This is a genomic window from Castellaniella daejeonensis, assembly GCF_039523555.1.
In the GTDB taxonomy this organism is placed as follows: Bacteria; Pseudomonadota; Gammaproteobacteria; order Burkholderiales; family Burkholderiaceae_B; genus Castellaniella; species Castellaniella daejeonensis.
The window spans coordinates 816,819-837,719 of sequence record NZ_BAAAFN010000015.1; the positions used below are offsets into that span (position 1 = coordinate 816,819).

Here is a 20,901-nt window from a genome sequence, read left to right on the forward strand (position 1 = left end):
CGGCTCAATCGACGACGGCAACGGCCGGCACCGGGGCTGCTGCACGGCAGCCGGCCTCTCACGACACGGGAGGCGCCATGCGCAGAAAACTTCCGGAAATGCTGGTGGGACTGGGCCTGCTGGCGGCACCTTTTGTCCTGCCGGCCCTGGGCATGAGCCCGGACCTGCTCACTCGCATCCTGATCTGGGGCCTGTTCGGCCTGGGTTTCGACCTGCTGTTCGGCTACACCGGCCTGCTGTCCTTCGGCCAGGCCGCCTTCTACGGCACGGGCGGCTTCGTCACGGCCTATCTGCTGACCGACGGGGTGGTGCCCAACATGCTGGTGGCGCTGGTCATCGGCACGGTGGCGGCTGCCGTCATGGGCCTGGTCATCGGCTATCTCACCCTGCGGCGCACCGGCATCTATTTCGCCATGAGCACGCTGGCCTTCGGCGAGATGTTCTATTTCATGGAGAACTCGGTCTTCAAGGACTACACCGGCGGTGAAAACGGCATCGCCGGCGTGCCGCCTCCGGAATTGTCCCTGGGCTTCATCGACATCCACATCTCCAGCGGCTGGCCCATGTACTGGTTCGTGGCGGTGATCTTCTTCCTGGGCTACCTGATCGCCCGGCGCATCGTGCGCTCGCCGTTCGGCGCCGTGCTCAAGGCCATCCGGGGCAATCCCAAGCGCGCCACGGCGCTGGGGCATTCGATCCAGACCTACAAGCTGATCGTGTTCGTCGTTGCCGCCGCCTACGGCGGCCTGGCCGGCGGCCTGCTGGGCCTGTTCCAGTCCTACATGCCGCCCGACGCCTTCGCGCTGGACACCTCGGCCCAGCTGGTCATCCAGACCGTGATGGGCGGGGCCGGCACGCTGCTGGGCCCGCTGCTGGGCGCCACCATCTGGCTCTATCTCTACGAGGGCCTGCAGCAGGTGGGCAACCTGGGGCCCTACTGGAAGCTGATCCTGGGCGTGGTCTTCGTGATCCTGGTGACGGTGTTCCGCCATGGCGTGGCGGGGGCGCTGATCAGCCTGTTCCGCCGCCGTCGCAGCCTGCCGGCCGACATCGACGACACGGCCAGCACGCGGGTGGCCGGTTCCCTGGACATCGTGCCGCCCCTGTCCACGACCCGTCCCGGCGCCCCCGTCCTGGAAGCGCGTGGCGTCAGCAAGCACTACGGCGGCCTGAAGGCCAATTCCGACATCGACTTCACCCTGCGCGAAGGCGAACTGCACGGCGTGATCGGGCCGAACGGCGCCGGCAAGTCCACGTTCTTCGCCATGCTTGCGGGCGAACTGCCCACGACCACGGGCAAGGTCTTCTTCCGCGGCCAGGAAATCACCGGCATCGGCGTGACTTCCGTCTGCCAGCTGGGCATGAGCAAGAGCTACCAGATCAACCAGCTCTTCGAACACCTGACCGTGCGCCAGAACGTCATGATTCCGGTCCTGGCGCGGCTGCGCGGGCGTTTCCGCGGCGACCTGCTGAGCAACCTGCATTCCGAGCACCTGGATTCCCAGGTCAATGCGGCCATCGCCCTGGTGGAGCTCACCCACCACGCCGATACGCAGGTTTCGGAAATGTCCTACGGCGAGAAGCGGCGCCTGGAAATCGGCCTGGCGCTGGCCACGGGCGCCAACGTGCTGCTGTTCGACGAGCCCCTGGCAGGCCTTGGCCCCGAGGAGCGCGTCATGGTGGTGGCGCTGCTCAAGTCGATCCGCCAGGGCCGCAGCATGGTGATCGTCGAGCACGACATGGACGCCATGTTCGAGCTGGCCGAACGCATTACGGTACTGTATGAAGGCCGCAAACTGGCCGAAGGCACGCCGGACGAAATCCGCCGGGATCCGTCGGTCCAGGCTGCCTACCTCGGAGGGATGGACGATGAGTCTGCTTGAAGTCGACAAGATCAACAGCTATTACGGTGATTCGCACATCCTCTTCGACGTCTCGATGCGGATCGAGGAACACGAAGTCGTGGCCCTGCTGGGCCGCAACGGGGCCGGCAAGAGCACCACGATGAAGTCCCTGATGGGCATGGTCGAGGTCAAGTCCGGGGCGATCCGCCACCGGGGCGTGGAGATCCAGCACCTGCCGCCCTATGGGCGCGCGGCGCTGGGCATCCAGCTGGTGCCCGAGGAACGCCGTGTGTTCGGTTCGATCTCGGTCCAGGAAAACCTGCAGCTGGCAGCCATGACGGCAGCCAAGCCCAGGTCGCTGGATGAGATCTACGCGACCTTCCCGCGTCTGGCCGAACGCAAGCGCAACCGGGGCAAGCAGTTGTCCGGGGGCGAGCAGCAGATGCTGGCGATCGCGCGGGCCATGATCCGCAACGCCGACATCATCCTGCTGGACGAACCCTTCGAGGGGCTGGCCCCCCTGATCGTGCGCGATCTGCTGTCCGTGTGCCGCCAGCTGGCGGATGCCGGCCAGACGATCGTGATCGTGGAACAGAACGTGCGTGCCGCGCTGTCGCTGGCCGACCGCGCCTACATCGTCAACAACGGCCATGTGGTGTACGAGGGTACGCCCAAGGACCTGCACGAAAACGGTGAGATCATCGAACGCTATCTCGGCGTCAAGGCCTGACCGTATCCGTGTCCGGTCCGCCGGGCGATTCCCGGGTTCCGCGCTTGCGCGGACCCGGGTTTTTTTCATTCTTCGTCATCCGGGTGCGCGCCGCGCGAACACCAGCACGTTGCCCAGGATCACCAGCGCCAGCCCCGCCACGGCGTACGGCGTCCACCGGTATCCTTCGGCCACGGAGGATATGCTCAGGGCGACCACCGGGAACAGCACCGTGCAGTAGGCCGTGCGGGCCGGCCCGATGCGGCCCACCAGGGTCAGGTAGGCGGTGAACGCCACGACGGAGCCGAAGATGGCCAGGTATAGCAGCGCCCCCACGTAGGCAGGCGAGGGGTCGAAATCGAAAGGCTGGCCCGTCAGCACGCAGCCCGCCAGCAGGATCAGCGATCCGTACAGCATGCTGTAGGCGTTGCCCGTCAGCGGACCGATGCCGGCGCGCTGCTGGACCGACGACAGCATGTTGCCCGTGGAAAAGCACAGCGTGCCCAGCAGCGCCAGGCCCAGGCCGAGCAGCGTTTCATGGGTGGCGGCCTGGCCGGCCACTTCGGGCTGGAACAGCAGCGCCAGGCCGGCCAGCCCGAAGGCGCCGCCCAGCACGACGCGCGGCGCGATGCGCGTGCCGAACCACAGGCGCGTGTTCAGCGCGTTCCACAGGGTGGATGCGGAAAACACCACCGACACCAGGCCGCTGGAGATCCATTGCGTGGCGCTGTAGAAGCACAGGAAGTTCAGGCAGAACAGGCACAGCCCCTGGCCCAGGCACAGCAAGTGGCCGCGCCGGTCCAGCCGCTGCAGGCGGCCCAGTGCGATCAGGGCGACCAGCAGGACCGCCGAAGCCAGCCCGAAGCGGTAGAAGATCGACACCGGGATGGCAACCACGCCCAGTTGCAGCTTGATGGCGATCCAGGTGGAGCCCCAGATCAATACGGTCAGCAGATACAGGAATGCGTTCATGATGGCACTCGTCGTTGGAACGGGGCCCGGGCCTGGCCGGCGGGCCCCTGCAGGGTGGATCGGCGCCAGTCTAGACGCGCCGCCGGTCTCCGGATTGCCTTTTCTTGCGCATTTTTCGGAACGGGCGGGCGGCGGCCCGCGCGCGGGGCGGCCGCTTGTCGTACGATGAGATCGTCATGAACGAGTTCGTGCCGGCCCCGTCCGATTTCACCCTGTTCCACACGCTGCGCGATGCCCGCGTCCACCTGGATCGTGCCGCCGCGCTGGGCGATGGCCTGGCCGTGGCCCAATGGACCCGCGACCATCGGGCCGGCCGCGCCCTGGTGGACTACGATGCGCCCGGCCACCATACCCTGTCGCTGTACCTGCGGGGCGGCGAGACCTGCTTCCGGCTGGGCCACCACGGCCTGCACGGCGGGGCGGGCAAGTTCTGCGTGCTGCCCGACCTGCATCGTTCGCGCTGGAGCATGAACGAAGACGTGCGCTTCCTGCACCTGTACATCGCGCCCCGCCGCCTGGCGCGCGAAGCCGTCATGCGGCTGGACCGCGAGCCCCGCGAGCTGGAACTGCGCGACCGCACGTACATCCGGGATCCGTCCCTGGAGCAGGCGTGCCGCGCGCTGCTGGACGTGGACTGGCGCGTGCCGACCGGGCGGCTGGCCGCCAGTTCCGCCGCCGAGGCCGTGCTGCACCACCTGCTGGCGCAGAGCATCGGGCGTCGCGGCGATGCCGCCGGTTCGGGTGGGCTGGCGCCGGCCGTTCGGCGCCGGGTGCGGGACTACATCGACGCCCACCTGGGCGAGGCCCTGACGCTGGACGAACTGGCGAGGGTGGCGGCCCTGTCCACCTATCATTTTGCGCGCATGTTCCATGTTTCGTTCGGCGAGCCGCCCCATGCCTGGGTGCTGGGACGCCGGCTGGCGCATGCGCGCGCGCTTCTGGCCCGTTCCCCGGAAGACCTGGCCGGGGTGGCAAGGGCCTGCGGCTTCGGCAATGCCAGCCATCTCAGCCGCGCGTTCCTGCGGGCCACCGGCGTCACGCCCGGGCGGTACCGGGCCGCCGCGCGCGGCCAGGGTGTTACTCTATAGCCCGTTCCATTCCTTCCACGACGCTTTTCCCATGGTTACCACTTCCGATGCCGCGCCTCTCGCAGATGGCGGCATCCTCCAGTATGTCGCTTCCAGCCAGCTGCCCACGCCCTGGGCGGTCTTCCGGATCCATGCCTTTGCCGAGCCCGCCACGGGCAAGGAACACGTGGCCCTGGCGCTGGGCGAGCCGTTCGGAGACGCGCCGGTGCTGGCGCGCATCCATTCCGAATGCCTGACGGGCGACGCGCTGTTCAGCCAGCGCTGCGATTGCGGGGCGCAGCTGGAAGCCGCGCTGCAGCGCATTGCCGAGGAAGGGCGGGGCATCCTGATGTACCTGCGCCAGGAAGGCCGCGGCATCGGGCTGCTGAACAAGATCCGCGCCTATCAGCTGCAGGATCAGGGCGCCGACACGGTCGAGGCCAACGAGCGCCTGGGATTCCCGGCCGACATGCGCCGCTACGATCTGTGCCGCCCCATGCTGGATCATTTCGGCGTGCGCAGCGTGCGCCTGATGACCAACAATCCGCGCAAGGAAAGCGTGCTGGCCGAGCTGGGCATCACGGTCGTCGAGCACATCCCGCTGCAGGTCAATCGCAATCCCTACAACGAGCAGTACCTGCGCACCAAGGCGCGCAAGCTGGGCCACCGATTCAAGGAGTACTTCGGCGAAGCGCCCTGAACCCCGGGCCGGCCGGCAGGCCGCCCGGACCTGGAAAGACCCTGCGGCAGGGGTGGGACGGAGAGCGCCCACGGCGAAAGTCATGGATAATACCGATAGTGACCAAGCTTACCGACGTGTTAAAAATCGATAAGTTGCAGGTTTTTCAGCGGACTTCATCGTGACGACTGACCTACATCCACTCGCGCCCGTGTGATGTTCCCCCTGCTCAAGCCCCCCATCCCCCTCCATGCCCAGGAACCCGGTCCTGACGTTGCTGCATTGCTACCGTTCGAACACGCCGACCGTTCCCACATCCTGGCCTTGATCCGCCTGGGGGACTATTCCCAGGACGCCTTCCTCGCGACGGATACGCATGGCATCGTCGCCTACATGAATCGCAGCGCCGAGCGGCTGTTCGGCTACCGCAAGGGCGCGGCCGTCGGGCTGGGCATCGAGGTCCTGCTGCCCGACGCATCCGAAATCAACATGCGGCTGCACCAGCCCGGCATGCGCAACACCCTGCCGTGGCGCGGCCAGGGCATGACCCGCCAGCGCCAGCCCCTGATGCTGGCGGGCGCCGTCACCCATATTCCGTCGCCCACGGGCCACAGCCACCTGTACGTCATGCGGCCGCGCCGTGCGGGCCTGCCCGATTCCGACCGCCAGGCCGAGCTGGCCTCGCTGGTCTACCGCAGCACCAGCGAAGGCATGCTGGTGCTGGACCCCAAAGGCTTCATCCTCGACGTCAACCCCGCCTTCGTGAAACTGCGCGGGCGCCACGAATCCGAAGTCATCGGCCGGCATGTCCGCTGCCTGAATTCCCCCTGCCACGACCGCGAGTTCTACCGCGCCATGTGGCGCACGGTCATGGAAACCGGCAGCTGGCAGGGCGAGCACTGGGGGCAGCATGCCAACGGCGAGCTCTACCCCGAATGGCTCAGCATCAACACGTCCTATGGCGCCGACGGCGAAGTCCATCGCCGGGTGATGATCTTCTCCAACATCGCCGAGATCAAGCAGGCCGAAGCCATCATCTGGAAGCAGGCCAACTTCGACCGCCTGACCGACCTGCCCAACCGGCAGATGTTCCACGACCGCCTGGAACAAAGCATCCGCAAATCCCGGCGCACCGGCAGCCGCACGGGGCTGCTGTTCCTGGACCTGGATCGCTTCAAGGAAATCAACGACACGCTCGGGCACGCCATGGGCGACGAGCTCCTGAAAGAAGCCGCACGGCGGCTCAGCGGCTGCGTGCGCCAGAGCGATACCGTGGCCCGGCTGGGGGGCGACGAGTTCACGGTCCTGCTGGACGACATCCGTGAAACGCGCGATGTCGAGCGCCTGACCCGCAACATCCTGCGCCGGCTGGCCGAGCCTTTCCGCCTGGGGGTCGAAACCGTCTTCATCTCCACCAGCATCGGCATCACCTTCTATCCGGACGACGCCGCCGATGCCGAGTCCCTGCTGAACAACGCCGACCAGGCCATGTACGCCGCCAAGGCCGAAGGCCGCAACCGCAGCTGCTATTTCACGCTGTCGATGCAGGAGCAGGCCCAGACCCGCATGCGGCTGGTCAACGACCTGCACCTGGCGCTGGACCAGAGCCAGTTCTCGCTGGATTTTCAGCCCATCGTCGACCTGGCCAGCGGCCGCATCGTCAAGGCCGAGACCCTGCTGCGCTGGCACCATCCGGTGCGGGGGCTGGTGTCGCCCAACGAATTCATCCCCCTGGCCGAGGAAACCGGCATCATCCGCTCCATCGGCGACTGGGTGTTCTGCGAAGCCACCCGCCAGATCGCCGAATGGCGCCGCGAGTACGGGCTGGACATCCAGGTCAGCGTCAATATTTCCCCGGCCCAGCTGCGCCACGAAGGCCTGGACCACGCTTTCTGGCGCAGCCACCTGGATACCCTGGGCCTGTCGCCCCGGCAGGTCATCATCGAGATCACCGAAGGCCTGCTGATCGATTCCGGCGACGAACGCATCCAGTGCCAGCTGGACGCGTTCCGCGAAGCCGGCATGCAGGTCGCGCTCGACGACTTCGGCACGGGCTATTCCTCGCTGTCCTACCTGCGCAAGTTCAATATCGATTTCCTCAAGATCGACCAGTCCTTCGTGGCCAATCTGAGCCCCGACGGCCCCGATCTGGCCCTGTGCGAGGCGGTCATCCTGCTGGCGCACAAGCTGGGCCTGCGGGTGGTGGCAGAAGGCATCGAGTCGCGCGAGCAGTACGAACTGCTGGCCGCGGCCGGCTGCGATTACGGCCAGGGCTACCTGTTTGCCCGGCCGCTGGCGCCGATCGACTTCGAGCAGCTGCTGGCCAACGGCACCGATCTGCGGCCGGGCGAATATTCCTTCTTCTGACGCTTCCCTAGTTGCCTTTCAGGCAGTCGGGCGTGGCGGGCAGGACGGCCCAGTGCAGGTCGATCAGCGGCCCCTTCGGGCCTGACCAGCGCACCTCGTCCATGCCCTTCCAGGGCGCCGCATCGTACAGCGCCCGCACGGCGGGAACCGGTGTGGCGCGTCCGTCTTCGCTGTAGGCAACCAGCGCCCCGCAGCGCAGGGCCGTGCCCGGGGCGAACCAGGGGGATTGCTCGTCGCTGGCATCGATCCAGACCCTGACCGCCGGGCCGGCATGCACGGCGATATTGCCGCCCAGCCAGGTGTTCGAGACCACCACGCGCAAGGGCCGCCCCGGCTGGTGTTCCTGCCAGTGCCGCAACGCGTGCGCCGCCAGTTCCGGCCCAGGGTAGGTGGACCGGGATGCATGGCCCGTCAGTTGGGCAATCGGCCCCCGGGCGGTGGCGTAGCCGATGGCCAGCAGCGCGTGCAGCGTCGCGGCCAGGATCAGGATGCGGCGCAGCTGCACCACTTCCGGACCACGCAGCCAGCCCAGTCCGTAGAAGCCGAAGAGCACGAAGAAGGTGCTGGCCCAGGATGCTTCCAGCCGCGAGCCGAGCACCACCGAGACCAGGACCGTGCTGAGAAGGGGCCCCAGGCCGACCCATAGCAGGAATTGCCGGTCTTCGGCGGCCAGATCGTGCCAGTAGCGCGGGGCGGGGCCGGCTCCCGCGAACAGTTCGTCGTTTGCGGCGTGGCCCGGGGCGCGATCGCCCCGGCGCTTGCGCCAGAGCGCCCAGGCGGCCAGCACCAGCGCCATAGGAGCCAGGCGGCCCGCCTGGTCCAGCGTGAAGTGCAGCAGTTCCTTCAGCGCGGCCAGCCGTCCGTTCGTCTGCAGCGAGGCGTCGGCATAGTGCAGCGGCTCGAAGCGGTGCTGGTCCAGCCACCACAGGTGCGGGCCGAGCACGACCAGGAACGCCAGGGCGGCGATGGCGATGCCGCGCCAGGTATCCGGGCGGCGCAGGGCGCCGCTGCGCAGCATGTACAGGAAAAAGGCAGCGAACTGGATCAGGGCGCTGTATTTGGTCAGCATGGCCAGGCCGCTCACGATGCCCAGCAGCACCCAGTCGCGCGTGCGGCCACCGCGCAGCGCACGGTGCAGCAGCCAGATCGAGGCGGCAATCGACCAGAGCTGCGCTGTATTGTGGTTGTAGATCGTGCCGCGCAGCGAGAAATAGGCGGTGACCGAGACCAGCAGCGTGGCAATCAGCGCCCGCCGCGGCGTGGTGATGTCGCGGGCCAGTTTCCATACAAACCACAATCCCAGCGCCGAGAAGATCTGCCCCATCAGGAAGGGCAGCCACACGGGCCGGCCCAGGAGCTCCGTGGCCAGGTGCATGAACCACGAAGGCAGGGGCGGGTGCTTGGTGTAGCCCAGTTCCAGGCTGGCCGCCCAGACGAGCTCTTCCATGCCGTCCAGGTCGGGCGCCGAATGGCTGAGGGCGCACAGCACCGTCCAGAGCGCGATCATGCACAGCAGGCACAGCAGCACCAGTCCGGTGCCCGGGGGACGAGAGAGCAGGGGTATCTTGGGGGGTGGGGCTGGCAGCATGGCCGGGAGTATACCGGGCCTGAAAGTGTTGCGAAACAACCCGAAACAGGGCCTGTCGCACCCTGATGGCCGCGTTGCCGGGTCGGACGCGCCGGCCCGGACGGGGGCGCATGGTACTATCGGCAGAGGTGTCCGCCCGGGGTGACGGCCACCTGTTTCCGTTCATTTCCCGCAGGTTTTTCATGACGACCGAAGTCCCCATCATCCGCGCCCGCTCGGGGTCCAAATTCATCAGTCCGCAAGGCACCAAGGCCATCAAGGACGGCATGCGCCCCAGCGATCTCACCGAGATCCCGGATTCCGCGCCGAAGCCTTCCTGGCTGCGGGTGCGCATCCCGTCGGGGGTGCGCTACCAGGAAGTCCGCGAGATCGTCGAAACGCACAAGCTGAACACGGTCTGCGCCGAATCCAAATGCCCCAACATCGCCGAATGCTGGGGGCGGGGCACGGCCACCCTGATGCTGATGGGGTCGGTCTGTACGCGGGCCTGCAAGTTCTGCGCCGTCAGCACCGGCAATCCCCACGGCTGGCTCGACCATAACGAGCCGACCAGCGTGGCCGACGCGGTGGCGCTGATGCAGCTGAAATACGTGGTGCTCACCTCGGTCGACCGGGACGACCTGATCGATGGCGGTGCGGGGCATTACGCTGCCTGCATCCGCGCCATCCACGAACGTTCGCCCAAGACCGCCGTCGAAGCCCTGACCCCCGATTTCCGCGGCGACCACGGCTGCGTGGAAAAAATCCTGGACGCGGGCCTGACCACCTTTGCCCAGAACGTCGAGACCGTCGAGCGCCTGACCCATGTCGTGCGCGACGCGCGTGCCGGCTACCACCAGACACTGGACGTCCTTGCCCATGCCAAGGCCTACGCGCCCCAGACCCTGACCAAGACCAGCATCATGCTGGGCCTGGGTGAAACCGACGAGGAAATCGAGCAGGCGATGGACGACATCCGCGCCGCCAACGTCGACATCCTGACCTTCGGCCAGTACATGCGGCCCACGGCCAACCACCTGCCGGTGCGCCGCTTCGTCACGCCCGAGCAGTTCCGCGCCTACCGCGACCTGGGCCTGTCCAAGGGCTTCCGCGAAGTCGTGTCCGGTGCGCTGGTGCGATCCAGCTACCGTGCCGAGCAGGTCCTGGAAAAGGAAAACGTCGGGCTCTGATCCACCGGAGCCGATCATGTCCCACCGAGCCGTCACCCGTATCCTTGCCGCACAGCCCGCCGAGGACGGCGCCGGCGTGCGCCTGCTGCGCGCCCTGGGGCACCAGCGGCAGTTCCGCATGGATCCCTTCCTGATGCTGGACGCGTTCTCGTCCGACGATCCAGACGACTATTCCGCCGGCTTCCCGCCGCATCCGCACCGCGGCTTCGAGACCGTGACCTACATCGTCGACGGCCATATGCGCCATCGCGACCATCTGGGCAACGAAGGCGACCTGAAAGCGGGCGGCGTGCAATGGATGACTGCCGGGCGCGGCATCATCCACGAAGAAATGCCCCAGCAGGAAAACGGCCTGCTGCGCGGCTTCCAGATCTGGCTGAACCTGTCGGCGGCAGACAAGATGCAGCCGGCGCATTATCGCGACATTCCGGCCGATTCACTGGCGCTGGCCGAATTGCCCGAAGGCGGTTTCATCAAGCTGATCGCCGGCACCATCCCCTGGGCCACCTGTCCGCTGCGTGGGCCGGGCCAGGCGAATCCCGCGACCCAGCCGCTGATCGCCGACATCCGCGTCATGGCGGGTCAGTCGGTGGACATCCCGATCCCCGCCACCCACCAGGCCCTGCTGTATGTGTTCGAAGGGCAGCTGGATGCCGACGGACGGGCGGTCGACCCGGGTCACACGGTCTGGTACGGGGCGCAGGGCGATACCCTGCACATTGCCGCCACCCAGGGTGATGCCGACGGCGTCCGGGTCCTGCTGCTGGCCGGCAAGCCGCTGAACGAGCCCGTCGTCCAGTACGGCCCATTCGTCATGAACACGACCGAAGAAATCGAGCAGGCCCTGCGCGATTACCGGGACGGCGTACTGGCGCAGTAAGCCATCCCGGCCCGGTGCCGGGGTTCGGAGGCGGGGCTCAGTCTTTCCAGCCGCGGCCGCGATGGCCACGGTCGTGCTTCCAGGCCTGTTTCCAGTGCTTGTCGTGGTGCCGGTCGAAATGACCGCGATCCACCCAGCCCTGGCGGTAGCCGGGGCCAGGCACGTAGACGCGTTCGGGAACCACGACCACGCGCGGATGATGATGGTGGTGGTAATACGGCGGCGGGGGCGGATAGTACGCCGGGCCGCCCCAGATGAAGCCGGGGATGCCGATGGAAATGCCGACGTCCACGTCTCCCGCGTGGGCCGCCGGGCCCGCCATCAGCGCGCCGGCGATCAGGGCTACCGCAACAATGCTCTTCTTCATAGGGTTGTCCTGGGGTTCAAGTTGCCCCCATTGTGGCCCGTCCGTGCCGCCGGATTGTGAATACACCGGGGACAGTCGATTCAAAAGGCTACGAAGGGTCCGGCTTCGCCGCGAAACGGGAACAACTGCTCACGTTTGTTGCGCCAGGTCGCTGACCCGTGGATCGCGGTGCGGATGCCCCCGCACCGCGCGGCGTGACTAGGCCGAATGCTCGGCGAAGAATGCCAGCGTGCGTTCCCAGGCCAGGGCCGCCGAGGCCGGGTGATGGGCCGCCGTGCCTTCGCGCCCGAATGCGTGGCCGGCTTCGGGATAGATGTGGATCGGCAGGCCGGGCTGCGCCGCCTGGATCTTTTCCACATCCGGCAACGGGATTGCGCTGTCCTTGCCGCCGAAGTGCATCTGCACCGGGATGCGGGGCGTGTCGTCGGCGTGACGCGCGATCCCCCCGCCGTACCAGCAGGATGCCGCAGCGAACGTGTTGCTCAGGCAGGCGGCGCGCCAGGACAGGTAGCCGCCCCAGCAGTAGCCGGTGACCAGGCGTACCGCCTGGTCCTTCAGCGCGGCAGCGGCCGCCTCGATGTCCCGCAGGGCGTCCTCGTCGCGGATCGCCTTGCGCAGGGCCAGGCCGCGATCCCGGCCCGCGTTGTCGTAGTCCAGCTGCAGGCCGGTTTCGCCGTCCGTTGCCCGGTCGAACAGGGAAGGGCTGACCACCCGGTATCCCTGGGCGGCGAAGCGGTCCGCCATCTGGCGAATGTGGGCGTTGATGCCGAAGATTTCCGGCAGCACGACGATGCCGGCGCGGGCGTCTTGCGGGCCGCAGAGATAGGCGGCGAACGAGTGGCCGTCGGCGGCCGTGAGCGTGATATCCATGTGCGGGTTCCATCCAATGTGAAAGCCCCCGGGCGGGGGCTCGTTCCGCCCCGGGCCCGCGGGAGATCTTGCCTCAGGGGCGGACGGGGCGTTCCACGCCGGCGCCTTCCAGGCGCCGCAGGGGATCCTGCCGATAATACCGCACCAGCAGTTCGTACCAGTCGGGCCAGGCGGCCGCCATGGCCCAGGGTTCGATGAAGAAGCTCTCCGAGCTGACCGCAAAGAATTCCGCGGGGTCATGCGCCGCATAGGGGTCCAGCGGCAGTTCCGCGTACCAGCCGGCGGCCTCGTCGGATTCAGGGTCCACGTCGGGCGGGATGAGCGATTCGACCTCGTCCAGCCAGTCGTTGAAGTCGTCGAAAGTCCGGTCCAGGACTTCGCGCCAGCGGTGGGGATCCAGGTCCCGGTGCGCCCGCAGCCCCGGCATGCCGTCCGCGCCCCCGTCGCGCTGGTCGAGCTTGTGGGCGAATTCGTGGATCACCACGTTGGACGGCGTGTCCGTCCCGGGGCGCGCGTCTTCCCAGGACAGGATCACCGGGCCGCCTTCCCAGGATTCGCCGGACGTTTCCTGCACGTATTCGTGGACCACGCCCGCTTCGTCGGTTTCCGTGCGCGGCACCAGGAAGCCGCCCGGATAGACCACGATCTGCGTCCAGCCCCTGTACAGCGACGTGTCCAGCCCCAGGATCGGCAGGGCGGCCTGGACCGCGATCGAGCGGCGCATTTCCGGCGTCACCCGCATGCCGTGAGCGCCATGGAAGGACTTGTTCGCCAGGATCCAGGCCGTGTGCCGGCGCAGCGCTTCGGTTTCCTGCGCATCCAGGCCGCGCAGGAAACCGTGCCGCGCCAGCAAGGGCGGCCAGACGCGCGCGTCCAGCGTTTCCAGCGCCTGCTCGAATTCCCGTTCGCGGGCGCTGCGCCCCATCAGCCAGCGCAGCATGGCGCAATCCTGGGCAAGAACGGGGTGGGGTCAGTGTGGCAAACCATCCTCATGGCCCCCGATTGTAATTTCATTATCCGAAAAATGCCGGTACAATAGAGAGGTATGGGGCCGATTTGGCTTCGACGTGGGTCACAAAACAGGATAGTGCATACCGAGCACCAGTACGCTCGTAAATCCACTGGAAAACTACAAACGCCAACGACGAGCGTTTCGCTCTGGCCGCTTAAGCGGTGAGCCGCTGCACCGACTGGTCCCTGGGTCGGGTGGGGTCAAACCCACAGCAGCGTCATCTACAGGGAATCGGGTTCGACCAGGTCGCTGGGTCGGATCTTAAATCAGTGCGAATCGCCAAGGAAGGGCCTGTCGTCCGGCATGATCCAAGGTTAAAACTCAAAGTAGGCCGACTAAGTATGTAGAGCTACCTGCGGAGGGCTTGCGGACGGGGGTTCAATTCCCCCCGGCTCCACCAATATCAAAACCCCAACCGTTCTCGGTTGGGGTTTTTTCTTGTCTGATCGCGCCGGTTCCCGCGTGTTGTTGGGGGTTCCTGCGGAAGCCTGCGGACTTCGCCAACCGCCAGAATTGGCCGTTCCCGGCCACATTCCACTCTCTCCTGGCCATTCCTCGCTCCGACCTCGCTCCCTGAAACTGGCCCGAAGTCCGCAAAGGCCGCAAGTCAGCGCCATACAGATCAACGGGTTACGCGCGGACGAATCAAGCAGTTGTTTTTTGGCATCGGTAGGCGACGGAAACCGCCGTTATTCAGAGAATGAAGAATGCAGGCATCCCGTATGAGCGAAAAATCATCACCCTCGTGTCCGTGTGTGGATGAAGAGTGATCGCCGCTTTACAATTGACCCATATTTCCATGATAATGAAAATATGGAAGAGAAAGACGTTGTCAAAGCCTTGGCTGCCCTTGCGCAGCCGAACCGACTTCAAGTGTTTCGTGCTCTTGTGGTCACTGGCAAGGAAGGAGCGACACCTGGCGCATTGGCGGATACCTTGGGTGTGCCTGCTGCCACGTTGTCCTTTCACCTCAAAGAACTCCTCAACTCTGGACTTGTGTCTCAGGAGCGCAGTGGTCGCAATCTGATCTACCGCGCAGAGTTCAAGCAGATGAACGAGCTCCTTTCCTATCTGACAAGCAATTGCTGTCAGGGTGAACCGTGCATGGATGAGGCAGCTACCAACTGTGGATGCGAATAAGGAATTTCAAATGAGGCACCTACCCATCCTTTGGCAACGCCTTGTGAGTGAACAGGGCACCACCTGTCCGCGCTGTCACAGCACCGGCGAAGAAGTGCAGCGCGCTGTTAAGACGCTGAAGCTGGCCCTGGAGCCGTTGGGCATCGAGCCCGAACTTCAGGTCACGGAGATTGACGAGGTCACGTTTCTCAAGGACCCCCTGCAATCGAACCAGGTGCTGATTGGTGGTCAGACCATTGAACACTGGCTGGGTGGACAAACCGGCAGCAGCCGCTGCTGCAACGAATGTGGCGACAACGATTGCCGCACGGTGGAAGTTGGCGGGCAGAGTTACGACGTGATCCCGGAGGACCTGCTGGTGCGTGCCGGCGTCATTGCTGCGACCCGCATGCTCGACCCCACGTTGTCCGCCTGAGTCATCGCCAGATACAGATCAACGGTCATTCCACTCCAAGGAGTTCCATCATGACAACCATTCAAGTATTCGATCCCGCAATGTGCTGCAACACCGGTGTTTGCGGCGTGGACGTGGACCAGAGCCTCGTGACCTTCGCGGCCGATGTGGATTGGGCCCAACAGAACGGTGCGCAGATCGAGCGCTTCAACCTGTCTCAGCAGCCCATGGCGTTTGCGGAGAGCGCCATCGTCAAAGGTTTGCTGGAGCGTACGGGTCAGACCGTGCTGCCGGTGACTCTGGTGGACGGTCAGTTGGCACTGGCTGGCCGGTATCCCTCAAGGGACGATCTGGCCCGCTGGGCAGGGCTTCAACCTCAGCCGTCCGAGACCAAAGAAGCCGCATCGTGCTGCTCTGGTAGCCGCTGCTGCTAAACCTAGGGAGCCGTTGTGCTATTTCTCCAGAATCCTCCTCGTTACCTGTTCTTCACCGGTAAAGGTGGTGTAGGCAAAACGTCAATTGCCTGTGCCTGCGCCGTCGAGCTGGCTGACGCTGGCAAAAAAGTGCTGCTGGTCAGCACCGATCCGGCCTCCAATGTGGGGCAAGTGTTCGGGGGCACCATCGGCAACCGAATTACCCCCGTCGACAGCGTGCCCAGGCTGTCCGCGCTGGAAATCGATCCGCAAGGGGCAGCCCAGGCCTACCGGGACCGGATCGTCGGGCCTGTGCGGGGTGTGTTGCCAGACGAAGTGGTCAAAGGCATTGAGGAGCAACTCTCGGGCGCTTGCACGACTGAGATTGCCGCCTTCGACGAGTTCACCGGGTTGCTGACCGATACGGCCCTGACCGCAGGCTTCGATCACATAATCTTTGATACCGCACCCACGGGCCACACCATCCGTTTGCTACAACTGCCCGGTGCGTGGAGTGGCTTTCTGGAGGCGGGCAAGGGAGATGCGTCCTGTCTGGGGCCGCTGGCAGGACTGGAGAAACAACGCGCTCAATACAAGGCTGCCGTTCAGGCCTTGGCCGATCCTGGGCGCACGCGCCTGGTGCTGGTGGCACGCGCCCAGGCAGCCACCTTGCGTGAGGCGAATCGCACCCACCAGGAGTTGGCGGCCATCGGCCTGTCCCAGCAATATCTGGTGATCAATGGTGTGTTGCCATTGGAGGCGCTTCAAGATGATCCGTTAGCCGCTGCGATCCACCAACGCGAAGCGTTGGCGCTGGCGAACATGTCTGCTGAACTCAAGGCCCTGCCGCAAGACAGTCTGGCTCTCAAGCCTTTTAATCTGGTAGGGCTGGATGCATTGCGTCATCTGCTCAACGACGCACCGGTGCCCTACAGCACAGTGCCGTCTGCGGTGCAGGCGCCCACAGCCCCGAATCTGTCACAACTGGTCGACGACATCGCCGCCGATGGCCATGGCCTGGTGATGCTGATGGGCAAAGGCGGCGTTGGGAAAACCACCCTGGCTGCTGCCGTGGCGGTCGAGCTGGCACATCGAGGCTTGCCGGTGCACCTGACCACGTCCGACCCGGCTGCGCATCTTGCGCAGACCCTGGACGGCACATTGAATCACCTGACAGTCAGCCGCATTGACCCCCACGAAGTCACCGAACGTTATCGCGAGCATGTGCTGTCCACCAAGGGGGCGAATCTGGACGCAGAAGGTCGGGCCATGCTCGAAGAGGACCTGCGTTCACCGTGCACTGAAGAGATCGCCGTGTTCCAGGCCTTCTCCCGCATCATCCGCGAGGCGGGCAAAAAGTTCGTGGTCATGGACACCGCACCGACCGGGCACACCTTGCTGCTGCTGGATGCCACGGGTGCCTACCACCGCGACATTGTGCGCCAGATGGGTGATAAAGGCGTCCACTTCACCACGCCCATGATGCAGTTGCAGGACCCCAAGCAAACCAAGGTCCTGATCGTCACCTTGGCCGAAACCACGCCGGTACTCGAAGCAGCCAATCTGCAGACCGATTTAAGGCGCGCCGGCATCGAGCCTTGGGCCTGGGTCATCAACAACAGTCTGGCCGCCTGCGCGCCGGCTTCACCTTTGCTTCGTCAGCGTGCCGGCAACGAGCTTCGTGAAATCGAAGCCGTCGCCACGCAGCACGCACAGCGGTATGCACTGGTCCCCCTGATGAAAAACGAACCGGTCGGTGTTCAGCGTCTGCTGGACCTGGCAGGCCACTCCCTTGAAAAGGTCTGATCGATGGGTGTTTTTGAGCGTTACCTGACCGTCTGGGTCGGGCTGGGCATTTTGGCTGGTGTTGGTCTCGGGCTGGTCATGCCCGACGTCTTCCAGACCGTGGCTGCGATGGAAATCGCGCAGGTGAACCTGGTGGTGGCCGTGTTCATCTGGATCATGATTTATCCGATGATGATCCAGATCGACTGGCATGCGGTGAAGGACGTTGGCAAGAAGCCTCAGGGCCTGATGCTTACGCTGGTGGTCAACTGGCTGATCAAACCCTTCACCATGGCCGCGCTGGGCGTGTTGTTCTTTCAGTACGTGTTCGCAGGCTGGGTCGATCCGCAGTCGGCCAGCGAGTACATCGCCGGCATGATCCTGCTGGGCGTGGCGCCCTGTACCGCGATGGTGTTTGTCTGGAGCCAGCTGGTCAAGGGCGATGCCAACTACACCCTGGTGCAGGTGTCGGTGAACGATCTGATCATGGTCGTTGCCTTTGCGCCGATTGCCGCTTTCCTGCTGGGCGTGACCAACGTGACCGTGCCCTGGGAAACGCTGCTGCTCTCGACCGTGCTGTATGTGGTGCTGCCGCTGCTGGCGGGCATGACGACCCGGCAGCTGCTCGTGAAGCGGTCACCCACCGCACTGGGCCAGTTTGTGGCGAGCCTCAAGCCCTGGTCGGTGGTGGGCCTGATCGCCACCGTGGTGCTGCTGTTCGGTTTCCAGGCCGGCACCATCGTCGAGAAGCCTGGCGTGATCGCACTGATTGCGGTGCCGCTGATCCTGCAGTCCTACGGCATCTTCTTCATCGGCTGGTGGGGCGCCAAGTGGCTCAAGCTGCCGCACGACATCGCCGGCCCGGCCTGCCTGATCGGAACGTCCAACTTCTTCGAGCTGGCGGTGGCCGTCGCCATTTCGTTGTTTGGCCTGAACTCGGGCGCTGCACTGGCCACCGTGGTCGGTGTGCTGGTTGAAGTGCCGGTGATGCTATCGCTGGTGGCCATCGTCAACGCCTGGAAACCCCGTACCGTCTGAACCGTAGAGCATCCCATGACCAATATCACCATCTATCACAACCCCGCCTGCGGAACGTCGCGTAACGTGCTGGCCCTGATCCGCAACAGTGGGGTGGAGCCGACTGTCATTGAGTACCTCAAGAATCCACCCAGCACGGAGCAGATCCAGTCCTGGCTGAGCGCTATGGGCGCTTCGGTGCGCGAGGTGCTGCGAGAAAAAGGCACGCCCTATGCCGAGCTGGACCTGGGCAACCCGAAGTGGACCGATGACGAGTTGCTGGCCTTCATTCAGCAGCACCCCATCCTGCTCAACCGCCCCTTCGTAATCACGCCGCTGGGAGTACGGCTGTGCCGTCCCTCGGAGATGGTGCTCGACATCCTGCCTGATCCGCAGCAGGGCCCGTTCATCAAGGAAGATGGCGAAGTGGTTATCGATGCTGAGGGGCGCCGTGTCTAAATCAGTCTCCAACCCCCTGGCCGATCTGCCGCAAGTTCAAGCCGAACATTTCCGGGCCCCCGATCCTGCTCAGTTGCTGGGTCCGCACTCGTCCCACCCGCCACGCATCCTGCTGCTGTACGGCTCCCTGCGCCCGCGCTCCTTCAGCCGACTGCTGGTTGAAGAAGCTGCCCGGCTGCTGCAGGCCATGGGTGCAGAGACGCGCATCTTCAACCCCAGTGGACTACCTTTGCCCGACGATGCGCCGGACACCCACCCCAAAGTGCAGGAGTTACGTGAACTGACACTGTGGTCAGAAGGTATGGTCTGGTGTTCGCCCGAGCGTCACGGCGCCATGACCGGCATCATGAAAACCCAGATCGATTGGATTCCCCTGGCTGCTGGCGCTGTGCGCCCTACCCAGGGCAAGACGCTGGCGGTGATGCAGGTCTGCGGCGGCTCACAGTCCTTCAATGCGGTCAACCAGATGCGCGTGCTCGGGCGCTGGATGCGCATGATCACCATCCCAAACCAGTCGTCCGTAGCCAAGGCTTTCCAGGAATTTGATGACAACGACCGGATGAAACCATCGAGTTACCACGACAGGGTGGTCGATGTCATGGAGGAACTGGTCAAGTTCACCTGGCTGACCCGCGACGTATCGCCCTACCTCGTGGACCGCTACAGCGAGCGCAAGGAAAGCGCCGAAGAACTCATGCGGCGGGTCAACCTGCCTAATGCGGTGTGAAGAGCGGTGAGTTCCGGACACGACCACAGCCACGCCCCGCCAATTTCAACAAGGCATTTGCTATCGGCATCGGGCTTAACATCGCCTTCGTGATGATCGAAGCGTTCTACGGCTGGAAAATCAACTCACTGGCCTTGCTGGCCGACGCCAGCCACAACTTGAGCGATGTGGCTGGACTGGTGCTGGCCGATGCTACATGCGCAGTTTGAGTTGCGACATGTGTCTTTGCAGTTTGAATCCCCATCTTTTGCTGATCAGTGCCCACTCAACGAAAATTGTTGACCAATTTGGTTGATTTGACATGTCGATGGTAAGCATCTGCGTCCAAAGACGCGCGTCCGCACTTGACGCGTTCCCGCTGCTCATCCCATAGCGCTGGCGGGTCCACCGCCAGGTCAAACAGCGTGATGTGGTTCGGCAGTGCGTCATCCAAGATGGCCGCCACGATGTCGGGCGCCAGCGTCGTCAGGTTGACCATCCGGCTCACGTAGCTGTTGTCGATGCCTTCCCGCGTGGCGATCTCCTTCAAGGACTTCGCCTCTCCTGACTCCAGCATCGCCAGCCAGCGGTGGCCCCTGGCCAGCGCCAGTTGGATGGAGGTCGGTGCTACGTCCCACGGTCTAACCGGCGCGGTTTCGCCGTTTGGCAAGGTGACCAGCTTGCGGCCGCTGCGGCGTTTGATCTGGATCGGCACGGACAAGGTCAGCCTGCCGTCGCTGGTCTTCAGGATGTCGGGCTCGCCGGTCTTCTGGATGCGGATGTCGCTCATGCCAGTGCTTCCATTTGTTGCTCGACCGGCTCGGGGCGCAACTCCAGCACCAGGCGTTCGATGCCGTTGGCGCGCAGCCGCACTTCGAGGTCGTTGGGTGACACGATGACTTTCTCGACCAGCAGTTTCACGATCCGGGTCTGTTCGGCCGGGAAAAGTTGATCCCAAATCGCGTCGAGCCGGGTCATGGCCACGGTGATCTTCGCCTCGTCCAAGGTTGGATCGAGCTTGATCGCCTGCGGCAGCATGTCGCCGAGTAGATTCGGGGCACGCAGGATTGCGCGCAGTTGGTCCAGCACGGCCGATTCGAGTTCGGCCGCCGGCAGTCGCGGCAGGCCCGAGGCGCCCGCGTGCTCCTTGGCGTCCCGCTGTGGCACGTAGTAACGGTAGCGACGGCCATTCTTCTTGGTCGTGTGCCACGGCGACAGTGCCCGGCCATCGTTGCCGAACACGATGCCCTTGAGCAGATACGCCACGGTTGCCCGAGTCGCGTTGCCTCGCACCCGGCCATTGGTGGCCAGGATCGCGTGGACGCTATCCCATAGTTCGCGGCTAATGATGGGCGGGTGCTCCGCCTGGTACCACTGGTCCTTGTGCCGCAACTTGAATCACACCGGGGATCGCGGAGGCTGTTTGGTTAAAGTAAAACAGGTTCCACAGTCGGCGCTGCAAG

21 protein-coding genes, 1 other RNA gene and 1 pseudogene are annotated in these 20,901 nt (G+C 64.9%); 16 read left to right on the forward strand and 7 right to left on the reverse strand.

From position 1 onward, the window contains the following. The first annotated feature begins 77 nt into the window (after positions 1-77). Together ABD022_RS13510 and ABD022_RS13515 are read left to right on the forward strand one after the other, a co-directional pair. Positions 78-1,883, forward strand: coding sequence for a branched-chain amino acid ABC transporter ATP-binding protein/permease (locus ABD022_RS13510; RefSeq protein WP_325127429.1), 1,806 nt, complete (start codon positions 78-80; stop codon positions 1,881-1,883). Next, positions 1,870-2,574 carry an ABC transporter ATP-binding protein gene (locus ABD022_RS13515; RefSeq protein ID WP_325127431.1) on the forward strand — a complete coding sequence of 235 codons (705 nt, stop codon included), beginning with the start codon at positions 1,870-1,872 and terminating at the stop codon, positions 2,572-2,574. Before ABD022_RS13510 ends, ABD022_RS13515 begins: the two co-directional genes overlap by 14 nt. A gap of 75 nt (positions 2,575-2,649) precedes the next feature. On the opposite strand, the gene ABD022_RS13520 is transcribed toward ABD022_RS13515, so the two are convergent. After that, positions 2,650-3,525: a DMT family transporter gene (locus ABD022_RS13520; protein WP_325127434.1), complete on the reverse strand. Its 876-nt coding sequence runs from the start codon at positions 3,523-3,525 to the stop codon at positions 2,650-2,652. A gap of 176 nt (positions 3,526-3,701) precedes the next feature. On the opposite strand from ABD022_RS13520, the gene ABD022_RS13525 reads away from it, so the two are divergent. The 3 genes from ABD022_RS13525 to ABD022_RS13535 all read left to right on the forward strand — a co-directional run bounded on the left by ABD022_RS13525 (position 3,702) and on the right by ABD022_RS13535 (position 7,638). Beyond that, entirely contained in the window at positions 3,702-4,613 is a 912-nt protein-coding gene (locus tag ABD022_RS13525) for a helix-turn-helix domain-containing protein (RefSeq protein ID WP_425545229.1), read from the forward strand. A 31-nt stretch (positions 4,614-4,644) separates the two neighbouring features. Continuing rightward, positions 4,645-5,292: a GTP cyclohydrolase II gene (ribA, locus tag ABD022_RS13530; RefSeq protein ID WP_343821756.1), complete on the forward strand. Its 648-nt coding sequence runs from the start codon at positions 4,645-4,647 to the stop codon at positions 5,290-5,292. Positions 5,293-5,553: 261 nt separating this feature from the next. Continuing rightward, on the forward strand, positions 5,554-7,638 hold the full coding sequence (locus ABD022_RS13535) for a putative bifunctional diguanylate cyclase/phosphodiesterase (RefSeq protein WP_325127438.1): 2,085 nt from the start codon (positions 5,554-5,556) through the stop codon (positions 7,636-7,638). 7 nt (positions 7,639-7,645) lie between these two features. Here ABD022_RS13535 and ABD022_RS13540 read toward each other — a convergent pair whose 3' ends face one another. After that, the gene (locus tag ABD022_RS13540) at positions 7,646-9,226 is read right to left on the reverse strand and encodes a glycosyltransferase family 39 protein (RefSeq protein WP_325127440.1); all 1,581 of its coding nucleotides are present in this window, start codon (positions 9,224-9,226) and stop codon (positions 7,646-7,648) included. A 182-nt stretch (positions 9,227-9,408) separates the two neighbouring features. Here ABD022_RS13540 and lipA point away from each other — a divergent pair, with 182 nt between their 5' ends. Together lipA and ABD022_RS13550 are read left to right on the forward strand one after the other, a co-directional pair. After that, complete coding sequence (gene lipA / locus ABD022_RS13545; protein WP_325127442.1) at positions 9,409-10,395, forward strand: lipoyl synthase; 987 nt, start codon at positions 9,409-9,411, stop codon at positions 10,393-10,395. Positions 10,396-10,411: 16 nt separating this feature from the next. Beyond that, entirely contained in the window at positions 10,412-11,275 is an 864-nt protein-coding gene (locus ABD022_RS13550) for a pirin family protein (protein ID WP_325127444.1), read from the forward strand. A gap of 37 nt (positions 11,276-11,312) precedes the next feature. Here the strand turns inward: ABD022_RS13550 and ABD022_RS13555 are convergent, their stop codons facing one another. The 3 genes from ABD022_RS13555 to ABD022_RS13565 all read right to left on the reverse strand — a co-directional run bounded on the left by ABD022_RS13555 (position 11,313) and on the right by ABD022_RS13565 (position 13,452). After that, a complete protein-coding gene (locus ABD022_RS13555; RefSeq protein WP_325127446.1) occupies positions 11,313-11,642 on the reverse strand; it encodes a virulence factor in 330 nt (109 codons plus the stop codon). A 198-nt stretch (positions 11,643-11,840) separates the two neighbouring features. Next, positions 11,841-12,512, reverse strand: coding sequence for a dienelactone hydrolase family protein (locus ABD022_RS13560; RefSeq protein WP_325127448.1), 672 nt, complete (start codon positions 12,510-12,512; stop codon positions 11,841-11,843). A gap of 73 nt (positions 12,513-12,585) precedes the next feature. Beyond that, on the reverse strand, positions 12,586-13,452 hold the full coding sequence (locus ABD022_RS13565) for a M90 family metallopeptidase (protein WP_325127450.1): 867 nt from the start codon (positions 13,450-13,452) through the stop codon (positions 12,586-12,588). 107 nt (positions 13,453-13,559) lie between these two features. On the opposite strand from ABD022_RS13565, the gene ssrA reads away from it, so the two are divergent. The 9 genes and pseudogenes from ssrA to ABD022_RS13610 all read left to right on the forward strand — a co-directional run. Next, positions 13,560-13,924: a transfer-messenger RNA gene (gene ssrA, locus ABD022_RS13570) on the forward strand. A 413-nt stretch (positions 13,925-14,337) separates the two neighbouring features. Further along, positions 14,338-14,664: an ArsR/SmtB family transcription factor gene (locus ABD022_RS13575; protein WP_343821829.1), complete on the forward strand. Its 327-nt coding sequence runs from the start codon at positions 14,338-14,340 to the stop codon at positions 14,662-14,664. 10 nt (positions 14,665-14,674) lie between these two features. Further along, the gene (locus ABD022_RS13580) at positions 14,675-15,079 is read left to right on the forward strand and encodes a DUF2703 domain-containing protein (RefSeq protein ID WP_343821760.1); all 405 of its coding nucleotides are present in this window, start codon (positions 14,675-14,677) and stop codon (positions 15,077-15,079) included. Positions 15,080-15,129: 50 nt separating this feature from the next. After that, on the forward strand, positions 15,130-15,492 hold the full coding sequence (arsD, locus tag ABD022_RS13585) for an arsenite efflux transporter metallochaperone ArsD (RefSeq protein ID WP_343821763.1): 363 nt from the start codon (positions 15,130-15,132) through the stop codon (positions 15,490-15,492). A 15-nt stretch (positions 15,493-15,507) separates the two neighbouring features. After that, a complete protein-coding gene (gene arsA, locus ABD022_RS13590) occupies positions 15,508-17,277 on the forward strand; it encodes an arsenical pump-driving ATPase (RefSeq protein WP_343821766.1) in 1,770 nt (589 codons plus the stop codon). Positions 17,278-17,280: 3 nt separating this feature from the next. Next, positions 17,281-18,294, forward strand: coding sequence for an ACR3 family arsenite efflux transporter (gene arsB, locus ABD022_RS13595; RefSeq protein ID WP_343821768.1), 1,014 nt, complete (start codon positions 17,281-17,283; stop codon positions 18,292-18,294). Between the two features lie 15 nt (positions 18,295-18,309). Continuing rightward, a complete protein-coding gene (gene arsC / locus ABD022_RS13600) occupies positions 18,310-18,732 on the forward strand; it encodes an arsenate reductase (glutaredoxin) (RefSeq protein WP_343821770.1) in 423 nt (140 codons plus the stop codon). Then, positions 18,710-19,459, forward strand: a complete 750-nt coding sequence (arsH, locus tag ABD022_RS13605; RefSeq protein WP_425545230.1) for an arsenical resistance protein ArsH — start codon at positions 18,710-18,712, stop codon at positions 19,457-19,459. Before arsC ends, arsH begins: the two co-directional genes overlap by 23 nt. Before the next feature lie 6 nt (positions 19,460-19,465). Next, a pseudogene (locus ABD022_RS13610) lies at positions 19,466-19,647 on the forward strand (cation efflux transmembrane domain-containing protein); the annotation flags it as partial. A gap of 77 nt (positions 19,648-19,724) precedes the next feature. Here ABD022_RS13610 and ABD022_RS13615 read toward each other — a convergent pair. Both ABD022_RS13615 and ABD022_RS13620 read right to left on the reverse strand, forming a co-directional pair. Continuing rightward, the gene (locus tag ABD022_RS13615; protein ID WP_343821775.1) at positions 19,725-20,228 is read right to left on the reverse strand and encodes a LacI family transcriptional regulator; all 504 of its coding nucleotides are present in this window, start codon (positions 20,226-20,228) and stop codon (positions 19,725-19,727) included. Next, entirely contained in the window at positions 20,225-20,830 is a 606-nt protein-coding gene (locus tag ABD022_RS13620) for a recombinase zinc beta ribbon domain-containing protein (protein WP_343821778.1), read from the reverse strand. The genes ABD022_RS13615 and ABD022_RS13620 overlap by 4 nt, the downstream gene beginning before the upstream one ends. Positions 20,831-20,901: the final 71 nt, after the last annotated feature.